Source organism: Sphingobium sp. LSP13-1-1.1, assembly GCF_040676415.1.
In the GTDB taxonomy this organism is placed as follows: Bacteria; Pseudomonadota; Alphaproteobacteria; order Sphingomonadales; family Sphingomonadaceae; genus Sphingobium.
Genome location: NZ_JBEGHU010000003.1, coordinates 47,208 through 69,513, shown reverse-complemented (window position 1 = coordinate 69,513; position 22,306 = coordinate 47,208). Strand labels below are relative to the sequence as shown.

The window sequence follows — 22,306 nt, the reverse complement described above, 5'->3', positions numbered from 1 at the left end:
TTCCCACTTTTCCGCCCGATGCTCTAGGATGACGGGGTGACGAGGGAGACAGACCCGACCCCCTATGACATTGCCGTGATCGGGGGCGGCATCAATGGCTGCGGCGTGGCTCGTGACGCGGCCGGGCGCGGTGCGCGGGTGCTGCTGCTGGAGCGCGGCGACCTGGCGCAGGGCACATCGTCCGCCTCCACCAAGCTGATCCATGGCGGGCTGCGTTATCTGGAGCATCGGGAATTCGGCCTGGTGCGCGAATCGCTGGCGGAACGCGAGAGGCTCTGGGCGATCGCCCCGCACATCATCCATCCGCTGCGCTTCGTGCTGCCCTGGGTGCCGGGGCTGCGGCCGCGCTGGATGCTGCGACTGGGCCTCTTCCTGTACGACCATATCGGCGGCCGGCACGCCCTGCCGCCGACGCAGGGCATCGACCTGCGCCGCCATCCGGCCGGACGGCCGCTGCAACCCGGCTTCGGCAAGGCCTTCCTCTATTCCGACGGCTGGGTCGACGATGCCCGCCTCGTCATCCTCAACGCCCGCGATGCGGCTGAAAGGGGTGCGGAGGTGCGCACCCGGACGGACGTGCAGCGGCTGGAACGGGACAAAGGCGGCTGGACGATCCATGCGCAGGCGAACGACGGATCGATGCCGCGATTCCGCGCCCGCGCCGTGGTCAATGCCGCCGGGCCGCTCGTGCTCGACCTTCTCCATCGCGCCCATGGCGAAACGGCGCGCCACATGCGGCTGGTGCGCGGATCGCATATCGTCGTGCCGCGCCTGTTCGACCATGGCTTTGCCTATTTCTTCCAGCTGCCCGATGGACGCATCTTCTTTGCCTTGCCCTATGAGCGCGACTTCACCCTGATCGGCACGACCGACCGCGATCATCAGGGGCCGATCGACGATGTCCAACCTGCGCCCGACGAGATCGCCTATCTCTGCGACGGCGCGAACCGCTATTTCCGAAGGATCATCACGCCGCAGGACGTGCTGTGGTCCTATGCCGGCGTCCGGCCGCTGGTCGACGATGGTTCGGGAAAACCGGAAGCCGCGACGCGCGGCTATCGGCTGGAGCTTGACGCGCCACGGGGGGAAGCGCCGCTGCTCAGCCTGTTCGGCGGCAAGATCACCACCTATCGCCACCTCGCGGCCGAGGCGGTGGCGATGCTCAGACCCTTTTTCCCCAGCCTGCCCGCGGGCGACTGGACGGCGAAGGCGGCGCTGCCGGGCGGCGACTTCCCGATGCAGGAGCGCGACCGGCTGATCGCCGATCTGGGCTGCGACTATCCCTTTCTCGACTATGCGTCGACGCAGCGGATCGCCTGCGCCTATGGCACCCGTGCATGGGAGTGGCTGGACGGTGCGCGGGACATGGAGGCTCTGGGCACGCATTTCGGCCATGGCCTGACCGAGGCGGAGCTGCGCTATCTGGTCGCGCGGGAATGGGCGGTCACGGCCGACGACATATTGTGGCGCCGCACGAAGTTGGGACTGCGCCTCGATGCGGGACAGAAGGCGCATGTGCGGGACTGGCTGGGGGAGAGGGGATGAACGAGCGTCTGATACTGGTGCTGGACGAGGGCACGACATCGACGCGCGCGATGCTCTTCGCGCCGGACGGACGACGGCTGGGCATGGCGCAGGCGGACCTCAGCCAATATTATCCGCAACCCGGCTGGGTCGAACATGATGCGGCGGAAATCTGGGACAAGACGCTCGCCTGCGCGCGCGACATGGTGATGCGGGCGGGCGGCGCGGATCGCATCGCCGCCATCGGCATCACCAACCAGCGCGAAACCGTCGTCGCGTGGGACCGGCGGACCGGCCAGCCTCTGGCTCCCGCAATCGTCTGGCAGGACCGGCGCACGGCCGGGCATTGCGCCGTCCTGCGCGACGCGGGCGAGGAGGAAGCGATCCAGCGGCGGACAGGGCTGGTGCTCGATCCCTATTTCTCCGCAACGAAGATGCGCTGGCTGCTGGACCATGCCCCCGCCGTCGCGGAAGCGGGAAGCGCCCTCGCCTTCGGCACCATAGAAAGCTGGCTGATGTGGAAGCTGACCGGCGGGCTGCATGTCAGCGACGCCAGCAATGCCAGCCGCACCCAGTTGATGGCGCTGGACGGTACGGATTGGGACCAGGGGCTATGCGACCTGTTCGGCGTGCCGCCGCACGCCCTGCCACAGATCGTCGACAATGTGGGCGCCTTTGCCGAAACCCGGGCCGAATGGTTCGGCCAGCCGATCGCGATCCGGGGATTGATGGGGGATCAGCAGGCGGCGACCATTGGCCAGGGCTGCCTGACGCCGGGCAGCGCCAAGGCGACATTGGGCACGGGCGCCTTCGTCCTCGCTCCCATGGGCAGCACCGTGCCCGTATCGCGGCATCGTCTGCTCGGCACCCTGCTCTGCCGTCTGCCGGGAGAGACGAATTATGCGCTGGAAGGGTCGGTGTTCGTCGCCGGCAGCCTGATCCAGTGGCTGCGCGACGAACTGCGCCTGATCGCGACGGCGGAGGAAAGCGAAACCCTGGCCCGTTCCGTGCCGGACAGCGGCGGCATCGCGATGCTGCCCGCGCTGGCGGGGCTGGGCGCCCCCCATTGGCGCCCGGACGCCACGGGCATGATCCGCGGGCTGACGCTGGGGACCCGGCGGGGGCATATCGTGCGCGCGGCGCTCGAATCCCTCTCGCACCAGCTTCACGACCTGGCCGGAGCGTTCGGCTCCGACGGCATGCCCTGGCAAGGCCTGTGCATCGACGGGGGAATGAGCGCCAATGACTGGATCGCGCAGGACCTGGCCGACATTCTGGGCGTGCCCGTGGATCGCCCGGCCGATGTGGAGACGACGGCCCGGGGCGCGGCGATGCTCGCGGCGGTAGGCGCGGGCCTGTTTCCTTCCCTTGCCGCCGCGGCCGGCGGGATGGGGGCGGCGCGGCGACGGTTCACCCCTGCCCTGCCGGACGATACCAGGGACGAAAGGCTACGCCGCTGGCACGCCTTGCTGGCGTCCACATGATTTTTCTCCACTGTAAAATCATGATCGTGAGTATATTTTAACGATAAGCGTCTAATGCGGGACCGAACATGCAGACGTCACTTCGCCATACTTCGTCCCGCATTGAGCCTGTCGTCCTGGCAGGCGCTTATTTCTTCATGGCGTCGATCGCGCTTGCCAGTTCGCGCTTTGAAGGGGGCCTCGCCTTCATCTGGGGCGCCAACGCGCTGCTGATGGCCTATCTGCTGACATCGCGGGCCAGCGTCTGGCCGCGGGCCCTGATCGCCTGCGGCATGGCAAGTGCGCTGTCGACCGCCCTGTGGGGCATGGGGACCGCCGCCGCCATACCGATGGCCGGCATCAACCTGCTGGAAGCGCTTATCGTCGCGCTGATCTGCCGCCGCTTTGCGCCAGGCGGGAAATTCGCGGGATCGATGCAGCCGCTGTTCGTCTTCATTCTCGCGCTCTGCGGCCCGGCCAATCTGGTCGCGGGCCTGGCCGCCGCCTCCGTGGCATCGGCACTGACGACAGTGCCGTTCGGTGCGTCGCTGCTGCAATGGTATACCGGGCATGTGCTGGGCGGGCTGACCTGCACGCCGATCCTGATCATGCTGATGAAGGGCGAATTGCGGCGCTGGTTCGGCCAGACCAGGCGCTGGGCGAAGTGTGAAGCGCTCGGATTGCTCCTGCTCTTCGCCCTGGCGACCGGCTTCGTCTTCTACGTGGCCCGCTTTCCCATGCTGTTCGCGCTGCTGCTGCCGATGGTCGCCATCGTCTTCCGCCTGGGCAATCTGGGCGCTGCGGCGTCGGTCATCATCCTGGCGATGATCGGCGGCATGGCGACCATGACGGGCCATGGACCGCTGCACATGATCCCCGGCACGCTGGGCGAAAGGATGCAGTATTTCCAGCTCTTCCTGGCCTTCAGCTTCCTGCTTTCCATGCCGATCGCGGCGGAACTCAACAGCCGCCGGCGCCTGTTCCAGATGTTGCAGGAGAGCGAGGCGCGCTATCGCGCGATCGCGGAAAACAGCGGCGATGTCGTGCTCAACATCCGCGTTGATGGCGTGATCGAATATGCCTCCCCCTCGGCGGCAGAACAGATCGGCTGCGCGCCCGAACTGCTGATCGGGCAGGACGCCGCCAATCTGGTCGACCCGGTGGACCGCGAACAGGTGACCGCGACGCTGGACCGGGCGCTCCACCAGCCCGGCGAAGTGCAGACGGTCGAATTCCGCCCCTTCATATCGGCGCAGGGCAGCGAATGGTGCGAGATGGTGGCGCGCGCCGTCGTTGACGAGCGCGGCATGCCCACCGGCCTTGTCTGCACGATTCGCGACATGTCCCGGCACAAGGCGCGGCAACGCGCGCTGCAGCAGGTGGCGGCGTTGGATTCGCTGACCGGCGCGGACAGCCGGCGGGCTTTCCTGGAAAAGCTGGAAGAGGAAATGCTGCGTGCCCGTCATGGCGGACGGGCCTGCCTGCTGCTGATCGACATCGACCATTTCAAGGCGGTCAACGACTGCCACGGTCATGGCGCGGGCGACCGCGTGCTGGCGGGCTTTGTCGATCGGCTGCGCCCGGGGTTGCGCGGCGGCGACAGTATCGGTCGCCTTGGCGGCGAGGAATTCGCCATCCTGCTCGGCGGCACGGATGTCGTCCGGGCGAGCATGATCTGCGAACGGCTGCGTGAAATGGTCACGGCCCATCCCGTTCAGATCGATTCGGGCGACCTGATCCCGGTGACGTTCAGCGCGGGGCTGGTCGCCCTGAGTGGACAGAGCGACAGTCAGGCCGTGCTCGAAGCCGCCGACAAGGCGCTGTACAACGCCAAGCATAGTGGAAGGAACTGCCTGCGCCTGGCAGCCTGAGCATTGGCAGGATGCCGATGCGTCCGCTTCACTGCATCCTGATGTAAGGCGTCTGCGATCCCGTTGAGTGAGGGATCGCAAAACGCTTCCTGTCATTTACCGCTGAATATCCCTCAGAACGGCACTTCATCGTCCAGGTCATTGTCGAAATTCGGCCCGCCCGCACTGCCGCGTCCGCCGCCTGAAGATCGGCCCGAACCGCCAGCAAAGCCACCGCCGCCGCCGCCGCCGCCGCCGCCGCCGAAATCATCATAATCATTGCCGCCGCCAAAGCTGCCCGAACTGGCGCCCCAGTCACCGCCGCCCTGCGAGCGTCCGCCGCCGCCCTGACCACCGCCTCCGGGCGCGCCATCCAGCATGGTCAACACCGCGCCCGGCCCCTGCAGCACCACTTCGGTGGTGTAGCGGTCATTGCCGGACTGGTCCTGCCATTTGCGGGTGCGCAGCTGGCCCTCCAGATAGACCTTCGACCCCTTGCGCAGAAAGCGTTCCGCTACGCCCGCCAGCCCTTCGGAGAAGATGGAGACGCTGTGCCATTCGGTGCGCTCCTTGCGCTCGCCCGACATGCGATCCTTCCAGCTTTCGGAGGTCGCGATCCGCAGGTTGCACACCTTCCCGCCATTCTGAAAGCTCTTCACCTCCGGGTCGGCGCCCAGATTGCCCACCAGAATGACCTTGTTGACCGAACCCGCCATGTTTCCTCCGATAGTTTAGCTGGTCCTTATAGCCCTGCTGCGGTGGCGGTCCAGTAAGTAAGTCCGGCCGCGACATAGGCGAGCGCGAACAGATAGCCGATCATGAACAGCGGCCATTTCCAGCCATTGGTCTCCCGCCTGGTCACCGCGATGGTAGAGATGCACTGGGGCGCGAAGACGAACCAGGCAAGGAAGGCGAGCGCGGTCGGCAGCGGCCAACTGTCCTTCAGCCGGTCGCCCAGGCTGCGTTCCAGCTTTGCCTCATCCTCGTCGGCGTCGAGCGAATAGACGGTGGCGAGCGCGGATACCGCCACTTCGCGCGCGGCCATGGCCGGGATCAGCGCCAGCGATATGTCGCGGTTGAAGCCGATCGGCTGCAGCACGACGTTAAGCCCGTTGGCGACCCGTCCTGCGATGGAATAGTTGACCTGGCTGACCCCGCCATTCTCCGGCGCCTTGGGAAAGCTCAGCAATATCCAGAGGATCACGGTCGAGGTGAAGATGATCGTGCCCGCCCGCTTGAGGAAGATCACCGCGCGCTGCCACAGGCCAAGCACGATGTCCTGCGGGCGCGGCCATTGATATTTGGGCATCTCCATCAGGAAACCGCCGCTTGCCCCCTTGGTGACGGTGCGGCGCAGGACCAGAGCGGCCAGCATCGCGCCGACAATGCCCGAAATGTAGAGGCAGAACAGCACCAGCCCTTGAAGACCGATGCCCAGCGCCACGGTCCGGGCCGGAATGAAGGCGCCGATGATCACGGCATAGACCGGCAGTCGCGCCGAACAGGTCATCAGCGGCGCGATCAATATGGTGGTCAGCCTGTCTTTCGGATCAGCGATGGTGCGGGTCGCCATGATCCCCGGCACCGCGCAGGCGAAGGAGGAAAGCAGCGGGATGAAGGCGCGCCCCGACAGGCCCACCCGCGCCATCAGCCCGTCCATCAGAAAGGCGGCGCGAACCATGTAGCCGGTCGCCTCCAGCATCAGGATGAAGAAGAAGAGGATGAGGATCTGCGGCAGGAACACGATGACGGAACCCACGCCGTTCAGCACGCCATCGACCAGGAAGGACCGCAGCAGCCCATCGGGCAGCGCCGCCGTCACGGCATTCCCAGCACTGGCGACAAAGCCCTCGATCATCGCGATCGGCGCCTCTGACCAGGCATAGACCGCCTGGAACATGATGAAGAGCAAGGCGAGCAGCAGGAACAGCCCCGCCACGGGATGCAGCGCCACCCGGTCGACCGCGGCGGTCAGGCGGCGGGAGGGGGTTTCGCGCACGATAGCGGTGCGGGCGATCCGGCGCGCTTCCCTGCGCAACACCTCGAAATCGCGCCGTTCGCCCGCAGGAGCAACGTCACCGACCCCGCCGTCGAGCATGGATTCCAGTTCGCCGCGCAGATGATCCAGACCACGTTTGCGCACCGCCACGGTGGAGATCACCGGCACGCCCAGTTCGCGCGAAAGAATCTGCGCGTCCAGTTCCAGCCCGTCGCGGGTCGCAAGGTCGACCATGTTGAGCGCGACGATGGTCGGACGACCGAGCGCGATCAGTTCCAGCGCGAAGCGCAGGTGATTGTCCAGGTTGGAGGCATCGACCACCACCACCAGCGCGTCGGGAAGGCGTTCGCCCGCCTGCCTGCCCAATATGACGTCGCGCGTCACCTGTTCGTCGGGGCTGGTCGGATTGAGGCTGTAGGTGCCGGGCAGGTCGACCAGTTCGACCGGCCGGCCGTCGGACAGCGACAGGCGGCCCGCCTTGCGCTCCACCGTCACGCCGGGATAATTGCCCAGCTTCTGCCGCGCTCCGGTCAGGGCGTTGAACAGCGCGCTCTTGCCGGCATTGGGATTGCCGACCAGCGCGACCAGCGGCAGGCCGGTCACGCTTCTTCGTCCGCGGCGGCGTCCTGCGGCCCGGTGCGGACGGTGATCGCCGCGGCATGGTTGCGGCGCATGGCGATCGTCATGCGGCCGACCTTGCAGGCAATGGGGCCACGGCCCATCAGGCCGCCATGATGCAGCGCCTCCACGCTGGCGCCTTCGCACAGGCCGAATTCGCGAAGCCTTTGCCCGTCGGACGCGGAAAGGGCGTCCCAGTCGATCAGGTCCACATAGGCAGGCTGGCGCAGCGGCAGGTCGGTCAGGCGCAAGGGTAAGGCACTCGTCATATATTCCTGCGAGTGACTATCAATACCGATTGGAAAAGACCAGCGTGAATCCGCGCCGCGACGCGAGGGTTATATGGCAGGGTATCGCAACCGCCCGATGAAGCGGGCAAAGCTCAACCTTTCACCGGCACCTATGCCCTTCCACTGGGCCTTGGCGCGTTCGAACCGCATCACGCCCTCGATCCGCCGGGCCAGGAAGGCGCGAGTCTCCGCCCAGTCTTCGCTTTCATCATCGACGAACACGAGCAGGGTCGCGGCATAGACCCCGGCCAGGGTCAGCCGCTTCGTATAATGATTGAGGTCCGTCGATTCGTCCCCGGCCGCGCGCCACATGACGTCCGCTGCCCGCCAACCCAGTCTGGCGGCCGCCGCCGCATTGCGCGGCATGGCCATGACCGCCTGCGCCCGGCGCAGCGCTTCGCGATCCCGCGCCAGCAGCGTCAGGCGCGTTTCGACCAGGGTCGTTATGCGCATCCGGATGGAAAGGGTCGCCAGATTCTCCTGCGGCAACGCTTCCCGCATCCGCGAATCGATGCTCTCGAACCAGGCGTCGATCATCTCCATCGCACCGCCCGGAAAGGCCAGGGCCGCTATGCCGGCATCGATGCCGCACTGCGCCGCCGCCATCGTCACCGCTTCCCTGCGCCAGCCGTCAAAGGCGGCATGGCGCGGCAGGATCGGCGCCAGCGCGGCGCGCACTTCATCGAGCGTCATGTCTTGATGCGTCGGGGTCATGGCCCGTTACTACGCCCGACCGGCCATGCGTACAAGCGCGCCCGGGCACAGGGGTCGCAAACCGGAGGCCTCCGGGAAAAAGCGGCCGCTCGTCAAGGGCCGCCCCTTTCCCATCCGCCCCTGTTCGCAGCCGTCAGGCGCCGAATCTTTCCCGAAGGGAGAGCATGGCCATGGCCGCCTTCGCCGCCTCGCCACCCTTGTCCTTCTCGTCCCGTTTGGCGCGGGTCAGCGCCTGCGCTTCATTCTCGACCGTCAAAATGCCGTTGCCGATCGGAATGCCATCCATGCTGAGCGCCATCAGGCCGCGCGCGCTTTCGTTCGACACGACTTCGAAATGATAGGTTTCACCCCGGATCACCACGCCGATGGCGATGAAGCCGTCATATCGGCCGGTTTCCGCCGCCAGCGCCACGGCACCGGGAATTTCCAGCGCGCCGGGCACCGTCACCACCTCATATTTATGGCCCTCATCCTCCAGCGCGGCGACCGCGCCCTCGATCAGCAGGTCATTGAGATGTTCGTAGAAGCGCGCTTCGACGATCAGGAATTTTGCCATGACAGTGGTCCTCAAAGCTCGATCGGATGTTGCCCAACCACGGCCAGGTCATAACCGTCAAGCGCGATCAGGCTATGATGCGTGTTGCTGAGCAGGATCATGTCATGCACGCCCAGTTCGGCCAGGATCTGCGCGCCAACGCCATAGTCGCGCAATTCGTCCATGCCCGATCCCGGCTGCCCGGCATGATGGCGCAGGCTGCGGCTCAGGAAATCGCCCGCCACCGTCGCGGTGAGCACGACGATGATCCCCGCCCCTTGTCGGGCGATGATCTCCATCGACCTGGCGAGCAGACCGTTGCGCGGCCCGGCCGAACCATAGACGTCGTCCAGCAGGGAAAGCTGATGCATGCGGACGAGCGTCGGCTCGTCGGGCACGACATGGCCCTTTTGCAGCACGAGCTGCTCGGTCTGCGTCGCCTTGTTGTAGAAGCTGATCGCCTTCCAGTCGCCGCCCCACTGGCTGGTGAAGACGGTTTCGGCGCGGCGTTCCACCATATGATCGTGCCGGCGGCGATAGGCGATGAGGTCGCGGATCGTGCCGATCTTCATCTTGTGCTTCTGGGCAAAGGGGATCAGGTCGTCCAGGCGCGCCATGGTGCCGTCATCCTTCATCACCTCGCAGATGACGCCGGATGGATTGAGCCCGGCCAGGCGGGCGACATCCACTGCCGCCTCGGTATGGCCGGTGCGCACCAGCACGCCGCCATCCTTGGCCACCAGCGGGAAGACGTGGCCGGGCGTCACGATGTCGTCAGGCCCCTTCGACCCGTCGATCGCGACGGAGATGGTGCGGGCGCGGTCGGCGGCGCTGATGCCGGTGGTGACGCCCTCACGCGCTTCGATCGAAACGGTGAAGGCAGTTTCGTGGCGGGTGCCGTTGTTGCGGCTCATCAGGCCCAGGCCCAGATGATCGACCCGGTCCTTGCTCAGCGCCAGGCAGACGAGGCCACGGCCATGGGTCGCCATGAAATTGATCGCGTCGGGCGTCGCCATCTGCGCGGGGATGACCAGGTCGCCCTCATTTTCCCGATCCTCGTCATCGACCAGGATGAACATGCGGCCATTGCGGGCCTCATTGATGATCTCTTCGGGCGAAGCGAGCGCGGTGCCGCCCTCGCGCTTGGCAAGATAGCTTTCCAGCTTGCCCAGGGTCTCGGCCGTCGGGTTCCAGTCGGCCTCGCCCAGCCTGCGCAGGGAATTGGCGTGAAGGCCCGCGGCCCGGGCAAGGCCGGAGCGCGACATGCCGCCATCAGTGACCAGCGAACGGACGGTATCGATAAGGGCTGATGACATGCAGACGACTCCTTCCCCGTGGGATGAGGCGTCATATCACACCAAGATGTGATGATGGCAAGCGATAATCACACTGGGCGAGAATGAAGACTCTGCATCCGGTCCAGATAGCGCGCCAGCACGTCGATCTCCAGGTTGAAGGCGCGGCCGGGCAGCAGGCTGTCGAGCGTCGTCGCGGCGGCGGTATGCGGAATGATGTTCAGGCCGAAATGAACCGATCCATCGGCCTGATCCTCGACCGTGTTGACGGTCAGGGAGATGCCGTCCACCGTGATCGAACCCTTCGCCGCCAGTGCAGGCGCCAGCGCGGCGGGCGCGGCGATGACCAGTCGGGTCGAATCGCCCTCATGCGTCGCCGACAGCAGCGTGCCGATGCCGTCGACATGGCCGGTGACGATATGGCCGCCCAGCTCGTCCCCGACCTTGAGCGCGCGTTCCAGGTTGAGGCGGCCGCCCTGCACCCACAGGCCGGGCGCGGTGCGAGCGACGGTTTCGGCCGACAGGTCGACCGCGAACCAGTCGGCGCCCTTTTCCACGACGGTCAGGCAGGCGCCCGAACAAGCAATGGACGCACCGATGGCGACCGAGTCCATGTCATAGGCGCAACCGATCACCAACCGCAGGTCGCCGCGTTGCTCATGAGTGCGGATGGTGCCGATGTCGGTGATGATGCCGGTGAACATGAGAAAAGTCCGTTGCCTTGTTGTCCATTCGCCCGCGCCCGGACCGGGGGAGGGCGTTTGCGGTGATCTAGGCGTTCCGCGTCCGCACGTAAACCTCCAGCCGGTCATCGCCCAGCCGCCGTTCGTCGTCGATCCGCCAGCGGCCATGCGCATCCGCCAGCTCGGCAAGCCCCAGATCGCCTATTCCCGCCAGCCCCGCACCGATCAGGATCGGCGCGCGATAGAGCAGCAGCCGGTCGACCAGATCGGCACGCAGGAAGGCAGCGGCAGCCTGCGCCCCGCCCTCGACCAGCAGATGGTCGACCTGCGGCAGGGCGGCGATCTCCTCCGGCTCGGTGATGCTTTCCCAGCCATCGGGCGCGCGCCCATGGCTCAGCAATATGCGCCGGGGCGAGCGATCCTCCAGCCCCGGCAGACGCACGTCCAGCCGCGGCGCATCGGCGCGCAGCGTGCCGCCCCCCACCAATATCGCGTCATGCCGCGCCCGTTCCATATGGGCATGGGCGCGGGCTTCCGGCCCGGTGATCCAGCGGCTGGACCCGTCGGGCAGCGCGATCCGACCGTCGAGAGAGAGGCCCAGCTTCAGCGTCACCGCAGGCCGGCCCAGCGTCTGGCGCAGCACGAAACCGCGCATCGCGGCGGCGGCTTCCCGCGCCATCAGGCCCATTTCAACGGCAATGCCGCGCTTGCGCAGCCAGGCGGCACCCTGCCCGTCGGTGCGCGGATCGGGATCCCGCAGGGCGATGACGACGCGCCGCACCTCGGCACGCGCCATCAGGTCGGCGCAGCGCGGACCGCGCGGCGAAAGGTGAAAGCAGGGCTCCAGCGTCACATAGGCGGTGGCGCCGCGCGCGCGGTCCATCGCCTCCTCCAGCGCCTGCGCCTCGGCATGGGGACGGCCGCCTTTCTGCGTCCAGCCCCGGCCCACGACATGGCCGTCGCGCACGATCAGGCAACCGACATTGGGATTGGGGGTGGACAGGCCGCGCCCGCGTTCGGAAAGCGCAATGGCGGCGGCCATGAAGCGCCGGTCCTGCGCGGGATCGGCCGGCGGCAGGCCGGTTTTGGATCGGGCGCTCAGGGCCGGGCCGCCCCGCCCTGCGCGGGTGCGGATTTCTCGGCTCCCTCGGCCTTGGCCAGACGCTGGTCGAGCTGGGCGTTGATCTGCTTCAACGCCTCCTTGCGACGCGCCGTGTTGCGGGCTTCGTCCGCCTTCCAGTCGATGCCGAAAATATCCGCGACGCCCTGCATCTCCTTCTGCTTCTTCTCGATCGCCGCCTCCCGCTTGGCGAGATCGATCTTCTGCTGGAGGATGATGGCGGCGTCCGACCGATTGGCGTCCCAGCTCTGCACATAGAAGATCTGGTTGCGCGTCGGCATGGTGTTGGTGTTCGCGTCGACGATGAAGGCCCAGATGATGACCCAGGTTATTGCGACGGACACGCCGAGCAGCGGCCATTTATGAGGCCGGTTCTCGCGAAAATAGCTCCACATGTCGCTCATCGCGCTCTTGGGAGACACCGGACGGGGGAAGATCGCCATGGCGCCGATATAGGGTAAGGCGGGGCCGGATGCAAAAGCGCTGTTGTCGGCTGCCATGATTTCCGGCCCCTTATTGTTGGATTTCAGGCGTCTGCCAGCCGGAAATGGACTGTCAGCACCTTGGTCGAACTGACCGGCACCCCATCCCGAGTCGCCGGGCGGAAGCGCCATTTGCGCAGCGCCTGACGCTGGGTGGCGATCCAGAACGCCTCGTCCGCCGCCGACAGCCGCTCTATGTCGATGACGCGTCCGTCGGTGCCGATGGTGACGCGGACCACCACCTTGCCCTCCATCCCCTGCCGGATCATCGCACCGGGATAATCGGGCTGGAACATGGCCAGCGCGCGGGGATCGATGCTGGCCTCCGTCAGCACGGGCTGGGGCGGCAGTATGTCGGGCGGCGTGCCCGTGCCCGTACCCGTGCCAGTTCCACCTGTAACGGTGCGATCTTCGCCCTTCATGGTGAAGCCCGTGGGCGGCGGCGGTATGATCGGCTTTTCCACTATCGTCGGATGCGATTTGGGCTGGGGCAAGGGTTTGGAGTCGGTCTCCGGCTGCGCCTGTTCCGGAGGGGGCGGCGTGTCGGCCACCGGATAGGTGATCAGGGGCGGCGGATCGCGGAAGACATCGATCATCTCCTTGGGCATCAGCAGATAGGCACCCACCACCAGCGCATGGACGGCGACCGCGCCTCCTATGCCGATGGGAGAGCGCTTGCCGCCGCTATAGCCGGAAATGGTTTCGCTGCCTGCCGCACCCATGCTGATACGCTGCATATTACCCTCCTGTCGTCGCTTCCTCTTCGGGAATCGATATGTGACGTTACAACATACTTCTATGATATGTTGCAACATTAATTTTGAAGGCGCAGCGCGTATATTATCCTCCCGGAATGGTCTCCCCGATCCTAGAGCGGGTTTCGATCTGATTGAATCAGATCGCTGCTCTGGATTCTTTGCTGTCCTAAAGCAGTGTGTCGACGCTGTGTATGGCCAGCCCCACCAGCCCGCCCACCAGCGTGCCGTTGACCCGGATATATTGCAGGTCGCGCCCGACCGCATGTTCCAGCCGGCTGGTGACGGTCCCCGCGTCCCAACCGCGCACCGTTTCGCTGACCAGCTTGACGATGGCATCGCCATAGGTCGCCGTCGCTCCCACCGCCGCGCGGCGCACGAAACGATTGATGAGGAAGCGGAGCCGGTCGTCCTGCTGCAGGGTCGCGCCAAGCTGGTGGAGCGCCTCGCCCAACCGTCCCGCCATCGCCTTGCCGGGATCGCGCACCGCCCGCAGCAGCCCGCCCCGCGCCTGTTCCCACAGGCCGTCGATCCAGCGCTGCATCGCCGGATTGTCGACAATCTCGTCGCGGATACGGGCGACGCGGGCCTGCATCTCCGGATCGAACTGCAGGTCGGCGGCCAGCTTCGTCAGTCCTTCCTCCGCCTTCAGGCGCAGGCTGTGGCCGGGGTCCTGCGCCATGTCGGTCAGCAGCTTGCGCAGCCCGTCGATGATCGCATTGGACAGATTTTCGTCCAGGCCGGTCCAGCGCAGGATCTTGCCCGAACGATCATGCACCATCTGCCGGACCAGATGGTCGTTCGCCGCCAGCGTCCGGTCCGCCCACAGGATGATGCCGTCCATCACCGGGGCATGGCGCCCGTCGCGCATCGCCGCTTCCAGCGCCTGGCCGATCAGCGGGGCCAGGTTCATGGCGCGCAGCCGCTGGGCGATGGCGCCCTTCACCATGCCGCCCAGCCGTTCCTGGTCCAGCGCCTCCAATATGTCCGCGGCGAGCCGGGACGCGCCCTCCCGCAGGCGCCCGTCGCCGCTGGCGGGGCTCGACAGGAAGCGCCCGGCTGCCCCCGCCATGTCCAGCCGCTGCATTCGTCGCGCCACCACGGCGGGGGTCAGGAAATTGTCGCGCAGGAACAGGGCGAGCGTATCACCGATCCGATCCTTGTTGCGCGGGATGATCGCGGTATGCGGGATCGGCAGGCCCAGCGGATGGCGGAAAAGCGCCGTGACGGCGAACCAGTCCGCCAGGCCGCCAACCATCGCCGCCTCGGCAAAGGCCTGGACGAATCCGATCGCAGGATGAAGATGAGCAGTCGCCCGCGCCGCCAGAAACAGCGCCGCCATCGCCAGCAACATGCCCGTCGCCACCATCCGCATCCGCCGCGCCGGATGGACTGGGCTGGCGACGGCGGGCCGGGGCGGAGCGAGCATCTTCATGACCGGCTAACGGTTACGCCGCCGTTTCGTTCAGGCAAGCGCTTCTTTTGCGGGAAGGCGGATGCAATCCGGCAACGGGCCGGCAGCGGATGTCAGGCGCACGGTGCTCCTGCGAAGGCAGGAACCCAGTTCCGTACCCGATGGAACAGCGTCACGCCTGAACCTGGCCCCGGCCTCCACCGGCACAGGACGCGCCATCAAGCCGTTGCCGTGAGCAAATGTCCGCCCGCGATCCCTACTCCGCCGGCTGCGTCGCTCCCGCGCGATCGTCGCCGGGCTTGTATGTCAGCAGGCGGCGGCCCAGGCGCGGACCGATCCATTCCTCGATCCCCAGCGCCAGGCTGAAGGTCGCAGGCACGATCACCAGCGTCAGCACGGTCGACAGGATCAGGCCGCCGATCACGGTGATGCCCATGGGCGCGCGCCAGGCGCCGTCGCCGCTCAGCGACGCGGCGGTCGGCACCATTCCGGCCACCATCGCCACAGTGGTCATGACGATCGGCTGCGCGCGCTTGTGCCCGGCATCGATGATCGCCTCCAGCTTCGGAACGCCCTTGCCCATCTCCTCCAGCGCGAAGTCGATGACGAGGATGGAATTCTTCGCGACGATGCCCAGCAGCATCAGCAGCCCGATCAGCACCGGCATGGACACCGGATTGCCCGTCAGGTGCAGGGCGATCGCCCCGCCCAGCGGCGCCAGCACCAGCGACCCCAGGTTGACGAAGGGTGGCATCAGCCGCTTGTACAGCAGCGTCAGCACCGCCAGCACCAGCATGATGCCGGAAACGACGGCGATCATGAAATTCTGGATCATCTCCGCCTGCCACTTGCTGTCGCCGGTATTCAGCTTCTGCACGCCCGGGATCTGGCCTGCGGCGATCGCCTTCATCGTCGGCAGGGCGTCGATCTTCGCCATCGCCTCGCTGGTGACGACGCCCGGCGCCAGGTCCGCACCCACGACGATGCGGCGGATCTGGTTGTATCGGCGGATCTGCGTTGGACCGGCGCCGAATTCGATATCGGCCACGACCTTCAACGGCACGGAGCCGCCATTGACCGTGGGCACCGGCATGTTCTGGATGGTCGCCAGATCGCGCCGGCTGTTTTCCGCGACCGCCACGCGAATCGGAATCTGCCGGTCGGACAGGGAGAATTTGGCGCTGTTTTGATCGATGTCGCCGATCGTCGCGACGCGGATCGTCTGGCTGAGCGCGGCGGTGGTGACGCCCAGGCTGGCGGCGAGGTCGAATCGTGGCTTGATGACGATCTCGGGCCGGTTCATGTCGCCCGCCACGCGCGGCGCGCGAATTTCGCGAATGCCCGCCATTTCCGCCACCAGCTTGTTGGCGGTCTGCTCCAGCCTCACGGGATCGTCGCTGCCGAACATGATGATGATGTCGCGGCCAAAGCCGCCGCCCGACTGCGACTGGAAATTGACGCGGGCGTCGGCCACCTGCTGGAACTGGGGCGCGATCTTGCGTTCCCATTCGACCGAGGAGATCGGCCGGTCCTTCCGCAGCGTCAGGAAGATGTCGGCGCCGGTCGTCTGGATATCGGCGAAGGCGGCCTCGACCATGTCCTTGTCGGCGGCCAGCATGTCCGCGACCTTGCGCGTGATCGCCGTCGTCTGCTGCAACGTGCTGCCGGGCACGGTTTCGATCTTCACCTGGCTGAAATCCGTGTCGATCGTCGGCTGGAACGACATGGGCAGCGTGGCGAAGGCGAAGATCGTGGCGGCGAAAGCCAGAAAGCCCATGCCCATCGTCCAGATGCGATGGTCGCGCAGCCAGGCGGTGAAACGCGCCCGGCCGCCGCGGGCGCGATGGGCCACGGCCTTGCGCTCGTCCAGCGACCAGCGCAGCACGGCCATGTACACGTCCATCATCCGGCCTTCGCCATGGCTTTCCTGGCCATGGGCCTTCAGGAAATAGGCCGCGATCATCGGCGTGATCAGGCGTGCGACCGCCAGGCTGAGCAGCACGGCGACAACGACCGTCATGCCGAACTGGATGAAGAACTGTCCGGAAATGCCCGGCATCAACGCCACCGGCAGGAACACCGCGACGATGGCCATGGTGGTGGCCAGCACCGCCAGCCCGATTTCATCAGCGGCGTCGATGGACGCCTGATAGGCGCTTTTGCCCATGCGCATGTGGCGCACGATATTCTCGATCTCCACGATCGCGTCGTCGACCAGCACGCCCGCGACCAGGCTGAGCGCCAGCAGCGAGATGCCGTTCAGGGTAAAGCCCATCATGTCCATGAACCAGAAGGCGGGAATCGCGGACAGGGGAATGGCCAGCGCCGAGATCATCGTCGCGCGCCAGTCGCGCAGGAACAGGAAGACGATGACGACGGCCAGCACCGCCCCCTCGATCATCGCCTGCATGGCGCTGTGATATTGGCCACGGGTATATTCGACGCTGGTATAGAGCTGCTTGTACTGGACCTTCGGATTTTCCTTCCGCAACTGGTCCAGCACCTCCATCGCATCGTCGAACACGGTGACGTCGGACGATCCCTTGGCCTTTTCCATGCTGAAGCTGGTCACCTGCCGCCCGTTCATCAGCGACAGCGAACGCTGTTCGGCATACATGTCGCGCACATCGGCCAGGTCGGCCAGCTTGACGGTGCGGCCGCCGGAAATGGCGATCTGGGTCTGGCCCAGCGCATAGGCGTCACGGGCATTGCCCAGCACGCGGATCGCCTGTTCGGCACCGGCGATCTCGGTCCGGCCGCCAGCCGCATTCAGATTCACCTGCTGAAGCTGCTGGTTGACCTGGCCGGCGGTGATGCCATGCGATTGCAGCTTGGCGGGGTTCAGGATCACGCGGATTTCGCGGGAAACGCCGCCGCCGCGCTTGACCGCCGCCATGCCCGGCACCCCCAGCAACCGCTTGGCGACGGTATTGTCGACGTACCAGGACAGTTCTTCCAGCGTCATGTCCGTCGCTTCGGCACTGAAATAGGCGATCGGCCCGCCGTCAATGTCGACGCGGCTGACCCGCGGCGCCAGGATTCCCTCGGGCAGGTCGCTGCGGATCTGGTCGACGGCATTCTTCACATCATTGACGGCGCGGTCGACCGGCGTTCCGATCTGGAACTGCACATTGGTGTTGGACTGGCCCTCCGACACCCAGGAGGTGATTTCGTCCACGCCGCTGATACCGCGCACGGCTGCTTCAACGCGCTGCGTGACCTGCGTTTCCAGCTCCGTCGGCGCGGCGCCGGGCTGGAGCACGACGACGCTGACCATGGGGAAGCTGACGTCCGGATTCTGGTTGACGTCCATCCGGCTGAAACTGACCAGGCCGGCCAGCAGCAGCGCGACGAACAGCACGATCGGCGACACCGGGTTGCGGATGGCCCAGGCGGAGATATTACGAAAACTCATGACGGCTTCCTCGCCTGCCGGTGGACGCGCCGGGCGGGCGCGTCCCGCCGCTTCATTTCGACCTGCTGACCTCGGGCTTCACCTTCTGCCCCGGCGTCAGGAAGGCGCCGGCCGAAGCCACGATGCGTTCGTCGCCATTGAGGCCGTTCAGGATCGCCACCCCGACATCGGTCACCTGACCGATCTTGACGTCGCGCCTCTGCACTTCGTCGCGGCCGTTGACGACATAGACATAATTGCCCTTCTCATCGCTCTGCACCGCCGATTCCGGCAGCATCGGCGCATAGCCGGTGCCGCTCACGATCGTGGCGGAGGCGAAGCCGCCCGGACGGATCGCCGGATTATAGGGGATGGCGATACGGGCGATGCCCTGCCGCGTCTGGTTGTCGACGACGGGCGACACCTGCCACACACGCCCGGCAAATTGCGCCGTGCCGCCGACCGGGGTCACCGTGGCGCCGTTGCCCGGACGAATGGTCGCCAGATCGCCTTCGCTGAGCTGGGCGAGCATTTCCATCTCCCCGTCCTTCGCCATGCGGAACAATACGGCGCTGCCCGCGCTCACGATCTGGCCGGGTTCCACGGCGCGGGTCAGCACCAGTCCGGCGGCGGGAGCGCGAATGTCCAGCCGGCCGGTACGGGCGCGCTGCTCGGCCAGTTGCGCGACCGCGACGTTGACGCGGGCATTGGCGGCATCACGGGTCGCGGTCCGCTGATCGATATCGGCCTGGCTGATGAAGCCCCGCGCGACCAGAGTCTTGGCGCGGTCGAGCTGGGCCTGCGCCAGCTTGGCGTCGGCGCGGTTGACCTCCACTTGCGCGGCGAGCGACCGGACCTGCTCGGTCTGGACGGAGCGCTCCACCGTCGCCAGCACCTGGCCGGCGCGCACCCAGTCGCCCGGCTGGACCAGCACGCGCGTCACCGCGCCGCCTTCCCCAACCACGCCGACCGGCATTTCCACCCGCGCCGCGAGCGATCCCGTCGCGCTGACACTGTTCGATACGGTCGACCGGCCGGGGCTGATCACCGTCACGACGGGCGCCTGCGCCGCACTGGCCGGCGCATCGGCGCCCTTGCTATGCATGCTGACCCATGTGGCGATCGCAATCAGGATGATCGCGACGATGGCACCGATCGTCAGCCGCCGGCGCCAGCCGGAGCGCTCCTCCTGCTCGCCAAGAACATGTGCCGGGGCATCGCCGACCAAGGAAGTCTCGTAATTCATCCTGAACCCATCTTTCGGCCATAGGCGCCGTTCGGGTTGCTGTATTATATGAATACATCACCCGGCTCAAGCCCCCATTGCGACGGCGCTCCCAGGCTGCGCGAAACCCGTCCCGGCGCTGGACTCCCTGCCAAATGGGCCCCTTGCCAAAACAGCCCGACTGTGGCGCAATGCATGCTATAGCGGCTGGAGGGCGGCGATGGAATTGCTCGGATGGATCATGGTCGGCCTGTTCGCGGGCGCCATCGCGCGACTGGTCATGCCCGGACGCCATCCGGGCGGCTGCGTGCTGACCATATTGCTGGGCATCGCCGGCGCCCTGCTGGCGGGCTATGTCGGGCGGCTGCTGGGCGTCTATGCGCCCGGAGAGCAGGCGAGCTTCATCGCCGCGGTGCTGGGGTCGATCGGCGTGCTCGCGCTCTATTCCTTCTTCGCCGGACGGGGCTGACCCGCAGAAAAAGGCCGCGCCCTTGCGGAGCACGGCCCTTTTGTTCATGCATGGTGCTGTTTTTAGCGGACCGAACCGCGCCGCACCAGATTGACGATCGCGAGCAGGATGATCGCGCCGACCAGCGACACCAGGAAGCTGTAAAGCGTTAGACCGTCATTGATCGAACCACCGCTGAAGATCAGGCCGCCGATGAACGCGCCGACAATGCCGACGACGATGTTCAGCAGGATGCCCTGTTGTGCGTCGGTCCGCATGACCATGCTGGCAAGCCAGCCGATGACGCCGCCGACAACGAGCCACAAGATGATGCCCATATCTCACTCTCCTTGGACCATAGCCCCTTTCGGGTGGGCTGATCTGTTCAACGGAGAAGTCGGCGTTACGTTCCCTTTCACCCCTTGACAAAGAAGAAGGCCGCCGGATGCCAGATCCGGCGGCCTTGTTGCGACCCTCTATTGCCGTAATGGCTTGATCAGTATTTCTGCTGCCGTTCGTAGAGGGACTTGTAATATTGGATGCGCGTCACGCGCAGGCCGTGCATGCCTGAACGGTCGACGGCCCGCTGCCAGCTGGCGAATTCCTCCAGCGTCAGCGAATAGCGCGCGCAGGCTTCGTCCACCGTCAGCAGTCCGCCATTCACGGCCGCCACGACCTCCGCCTTGCGGCGCACGACCCAGCGCGTCGTGTCGACGGGGGGAAGGCTTTCCAGAGTCAGGGGTTCTCCTAGCGGCCCGACGACCTGTGCAGGTCTGATTTTCTGGTTTTCGATCATTATCACCCTCAATATGCGGCACTGGCGTTGCCGATTTCAGCAGTGCTTCCCTGTTTGCGCTGCAAGCCCTGAACAGGCCCTAAAGCGCCACGGTAAACGCCCCCTTCATCTTCCTTGCCCCACCCTTAAAAGGTTCGCGATCAACGGGTTAAAGCTGCCCGCGAGCCCCACGGCCTCGATATTGCCGCTGGAACGTGGCGCGAGGATATCGGCCAGTTCCTGCACCCAGTCGCCCTCGATTTCCTGCCCCCGCAGGATGCCTGCGACCGCCTGCGCGGTGGGGCTGGCCGCCTGCGCCGCCGCCGAAGCGGCCCGCAAGGACGGCCAGACCGGCACGCGCCGCCGGCCAGAAGGCTTGACGAAGCCGGCCTTGAGCCCGCTCGTCCGAAGGAATCCCAGATCCATGGGTGAGTGATTTACGGAATAAAGGATAAGGTCCGGTAAACTTGTCCCCAAAATGGGGATGGTTGCGACGAAGCGTTGAATCCGTCTGGCACCCCGAAGGGCGGGCGACTATATGCGCGCCCATGCATTCCCAGTTCCCGCCTGCCCGGTTCGATCTCCAGGACCCGCTCGATGCGCGGCGTATCGTCGTCGCCATGTCCGGCGGCGTGGACAGCAGCGTCGTTGCCGCCCTTGCCGCTCGCACGGGCGCGGAAACCATCGGCGTCACGCTCCAGCTCTATGATCATGGCGCGGCGGTGGGGCGCACCGGAAGCTGCTGCGCCGGGCAGGACATACGCGATGCCCGCGCCGTCGCCGACCGAATCGGCATTGCGCATTATGTCTTTGATTATGAAAGCCGTTTTCGTGATTCGGTGATTTCGGACTTTGCCGACGAATATATGGCCGGGCGCACCCCCATTCCCTGCGTCAAATGCAATATGGGGGTGAAGTTCACGGACCTGTTCCAGATCGCGCGCGACCTGGGCGCCGACTGCCTCGCCACCGGCCATTATGTCCGCCGGATCGAGGGCGCGCAGGGGGCCGAACTGCATCGCGCCGCCGATCCCGCGCGGGACCAGAGCTATTTTCTCTTCGCCACGACTCAGGCGCAGCTCGACTATCTTCGCTTTCCGCTCGGCGGCCTGCCCAAGCCCCAGGTGCGGGAGATCGCGGCCGAACTCGGCCTGTCGGTGGCGATGAAGCCCGACAGCCAGGACATTTGCTTCGTGCCCGACGGCGATTATGCGAAGATCGTCCGCAAGCTGCGCCCCGATGCCGACGAGGGCGGCGACATTGTCCATGTCGACGGCCGCCTGCTTGGCAGGCACAAGGGGATGATCCATTACACCGTCGGCCAGCGCAAGGGGCTGGAGATCGGCGGACAGGCCGAACCACTCTATGTCGTGCGACTGGATGCCGAAGGGCGGCGCGTCATCGTCGGGCCGAAGGCGGCGCTGGCGGTGTCGGCGGCGCGGCTTTCCGACATCAACTGGCTGGGCGGGGACTTCGCCGGGCCGCTCTCCGCCAAGGTACGTTCCATGGCCAGGCCGGTTCCGGCGCGGTTGGAGGGTGATCGGCTGGTCTTCGACGCCCCTGAATATGGCGTCGCGCCGGGACAGGCGGCGGTGCTCTATGCGGGCGATCGGGTGCTGGGGGGCGGCTGGATCGCGGCGACCGAAGCGGCGCTCGCAACGGCGGCGTGATCCCGGTCCCTCCTGCACGCGGGCAGGGTTCGGGATTCGCCAGCGACCTTGC

21 protein-coding genes are annotated in these 22,306 nt (G+C 66.2%); 5 read left to right on the top strand and 16 right to left on the bottom strand.

Annotated features, from left to right (window positions below; translation table 11 throughout):
- Positions 1–36 precede the first annotated feature (36 nt).
- The 3 genes from MRBLSP13_RS03825 (at position 37) to MRBLSP13_RS03815 (ending at position 4,858) form a co-directional block, all read left to right on the top strand.
- A complete protein-coding gene (locus MRBLSP13_RS03825) occupies positions 37–1,545 on the top strand; it encodes a glycerol-3-phosphate dehydrogenase (protein WP_363752788.1) in 1,509 nt (502 codons plus the stop codon).
- Positions 1,542–3,008: an FGGY family carbohydrate kinase gene (locus MRBLSP13_RS03820; protein ID WP_363752786.1), complete on the top strand. Its 1,467-nt coding sequence runs from the start codon at positions 1,542–1,544 to the stop codon at positions 3,006–3,008. The genes MRBLSP13_RS03825 and MRBLSP13_RS03820 overlap by 4 nt, the downstream gene beginning before the upstream one ends.
- 68 nt (positions 3,009–3,076) lie before the next feature.
- The gene (locus MRBLSP13_RS03815; RefSeq protein WP_363737517.1) at positions 3,077–4,858 is read left to right on the top strand and encodes a sensor domain-containing diguanylate cyclase; all 1,782 of its coding nucleotides are present in this window, start codon (positions 3,077–3,079) and stop codon (positions 4,856–4,858) included.
- Between the two features lie 113 nt (positions 4,859–4,971).
- On the opposite strand, the gene ssb is transcribed toward MRBLSP13_RS03815, so the two are convergent.
- From ssb to MRBLSP13_RS03750, 13 genes are all read right to left on the bottom strand, one after another.
- Positions 4,972–5,553 carry a single-stranded DNA-binding protein gene (gene ssb, locus MRBLSP13_RS03810; RefSeq protein WP_363752784.1) on the bottom strand — a complete coding sequence of 194 codons (582 nt, stop codon included), beginning with the start codon at positions 5,551–5,553 and terminating at the stop codon, positions 4,972–4,974.
- A gap of 26 nt (positions 5,554–5,579) precedes the next feature.
- Entirely contained in the window at positions 5,580–7,439 is a 1,860-nt protein-coding gene (gene feoB / locus MRBLSP13_RS03805) for a ferrous iron transporter B (protein WP_363752782.1), read from the bottom strand.
- Entirely contained in the window at positions 7,436–7,705 is a 270-nt protein-coding gene (locus MRBLSP13_RS03800; protein WP_363738207.1) for a FeoA family protein, read from the bottom strand. The genes feoB and MRBLSP13_RS03800 overlap by 4 nt, the downstream gene beginning before the upstream one ends.
- Positions 7,706–7,792: 87 nt before the next feature.
- A complete protein-coding gene (locus tag MRBLSP13_RS03795) occupies positions 7,793–8,458 on the bottom strand; it encodes a COQ9 family protein (protein ID WP_363737513.1) in 666 nt (221 codons plus the stop codon).
- A gap of 133 nt (positions 8,459–8,591) precedes the next feature.
- A complete protein-coding gene (gene ribH / locus MRBLSP13_RS03790; RefSeq protein WP_363737511.1) occupies positions 8,592–9,014 on the bottom strand; it encodes a 6,7-dimethyl-8-ribityllumazine synthase in 423 nt (140 codons plus the stop codon).
- Positions 9,015–9,025: 11 nt separating this feature from the next.
- Positions 9,026–10,309 (bottom strand): 3,4-dihydroxy-2-butanone-4-phosphate synthase, encoded by a 1,284-nt coding sequence (ribB, locus tag MRBLSP13_RS03785; RefSeq protein WP_363737509.1) that lies wholly within the window; start codon positions 10,307–10,309, stop codon positions 9,026–9,028.
- 68 nt (positions 10,310–10,377) lie between these two features.
- Positions 10,378–10,992: a riboflavin synthase gene (locus MRBLSP13_RS03780; RefSeq protein WP_363737507.1), complete on the bottom strand. Its 615-nt coding sequence runs from the start codon at positions 10,990–10,992 to the stop codon at positions 10,378–10,380.
- Positions 10,993–11,059: 67 nt separating this feature from the next.
- Positions 11,060–12,049, bottom strand: coding sequence for a bifunctional diaminohydroxyphosphoribosylaminopyrimidine deaminase/5-amino-6-(5-phosphoribosylamino)uracil reductase RibD (ribD, locus tag MRBLSP13_RS03775; protein ID WP_363738206.1), 990 nt, complete (start codon positions 12,047–12,049; stop codon positions 11,060–11,062).
- 20 nt (positions 12,050–12,069) lie between these two features.
- Entirely contained in the window at positions 12,070–12,591 is a 522-nt protein-coding gene (locus tag MRBLSP13_RS03770) for a hypothetical protein (protein WP_363737506.1), read from the bottom strand.
- Between the two features lie 26 nt (positions 12,592–12,617).
- A complete protein-coding gene (locus MRBLSP13_RS03765; protein WP_363737504.1) occupies positions 12,618–13,310 on the bottom strand; it encodes an energy transducer TonB in 693 nt (230 codons plus the stop codon).
- A 187-nt stretch (positions 13,311–13,497) separates the two neighbouring features.
- Complete coding sequence (locus tag MRBLSP13_RS03760) at positions 13,498–14,763, bottom strand: DUF445 domain-containing protein (RefSeq protein ID WP_363752780.1); 1,266 nt, start codon at positions 14,761–14,763, stop codon at positions 13,498–13,500.
- Positions 14,764–14,998: 235 nt separating this feature from the next.
- Positions 14,999–18,157 carry an efflux RND transporter permease subunit gene (locus MRBLSP13_RS03755; protein WP_363752777.1) on the bottom strand — a complete coding sequence of 1,053 codons (3,159 nt, stop codon included), beginning with the start codon at positions 18,155–18,157 and terminating at the stop codon, positions 14,999–15,001.
- 52 nt (positions 18,158–18,209) lie between these two features.
- Positions 18,210–19,382, bottom strand: a complete 1,173-nt coding sequence (locus tag MRBLSP13_RS03750; protein WP_363752775.1) for an efflux RND transporter periplasmic adaptor subunit — start codon at positions 19,380–19,382, stop codon at positions 18,210–18,212.
- A 199-nt stretch (positions 19,383–19,581) separates the two neighbouring features.
- Between MRBLSP13_RS03750 and MRBLSP13_RS03745 the strand changes: the two genes are divergently transcribed.
- A complete protein-coding gene (locus MRBLSP13_RS03745; RefSeq protein ID WP_363737500.1) occupies positions 19,582–19,830 on the top strand; it encodes a GlsB/YeaQ/YmgE family stress response membrane protein in 249 nt (82 codons plus the stop codon).
- A 62-nt stretch (positions 19,831–19,892) separates the two neighbouring features.
- On the opposite strand, the gene MRBLSP13_RS03740 is transcribed toward MRBLSP13_RS03745, so the two are convergent.
- From MRBLSP13_RS03740 to MRBLSP13_RS03730, 3 genes are all read right to left on the bottom strand, one after another.
- A complete protein-coding gene (locus tag MRBLSP13_RS03740; protein WP_013848281.1) occupies positions 19,893–20,147 on the bottom strand; it encodes a GlsB/YeaQ/YmgE family stress response membrane protein in 255 nt (84 codons plus the stop codon).
- 158 nt (positions 20,148–20,305) lie between these two features.
- Complete coding sequence (locus tag MRBLSP13_RS03735; RefSeq protein ID WP_007687284.1) at positions 20,306–20,605, bottom strand: DUF1153 domain-containing protein; 300 nt, start codon at positions 20,603–20,605, stop codon at positions 20,306–20,308.
- Positions 20,606–20,710: 105 nt separating this feature from the next.
- The gene (locus MRBLSP13_RS03730) at positions 20,711–21,010 is read right to left on the bottom strand and encodes a hypothetical protein (protein WP_363737499.1); all 300 of its coding nucleotides are present in this window, start codon (positions 21,008–21,010) and stop codon (positions 20,711–20,713) included.
- A 122-nt stretch (positions 21,011–21,132) separates the two neighbouring features.
- Here MRBLSP13_RS03730 and mnmA point away from each other — a divergent pair, with 122 nt between their 5' ends.
- Positions 21,133–22,254, top strand: coding sequence for a tRNA 2-thiouridine(34) synthase MnmA (gene mnmA, locus MRBLSP13_RS03725; RefSeq protein WP_363737498.1), 1,122 nt, complete (start codon positions 21,133–21,135; stop codon positions 22,252–22,254).
- Positions 22,255–22,306 lie beyond the last annotated feature (52 nt).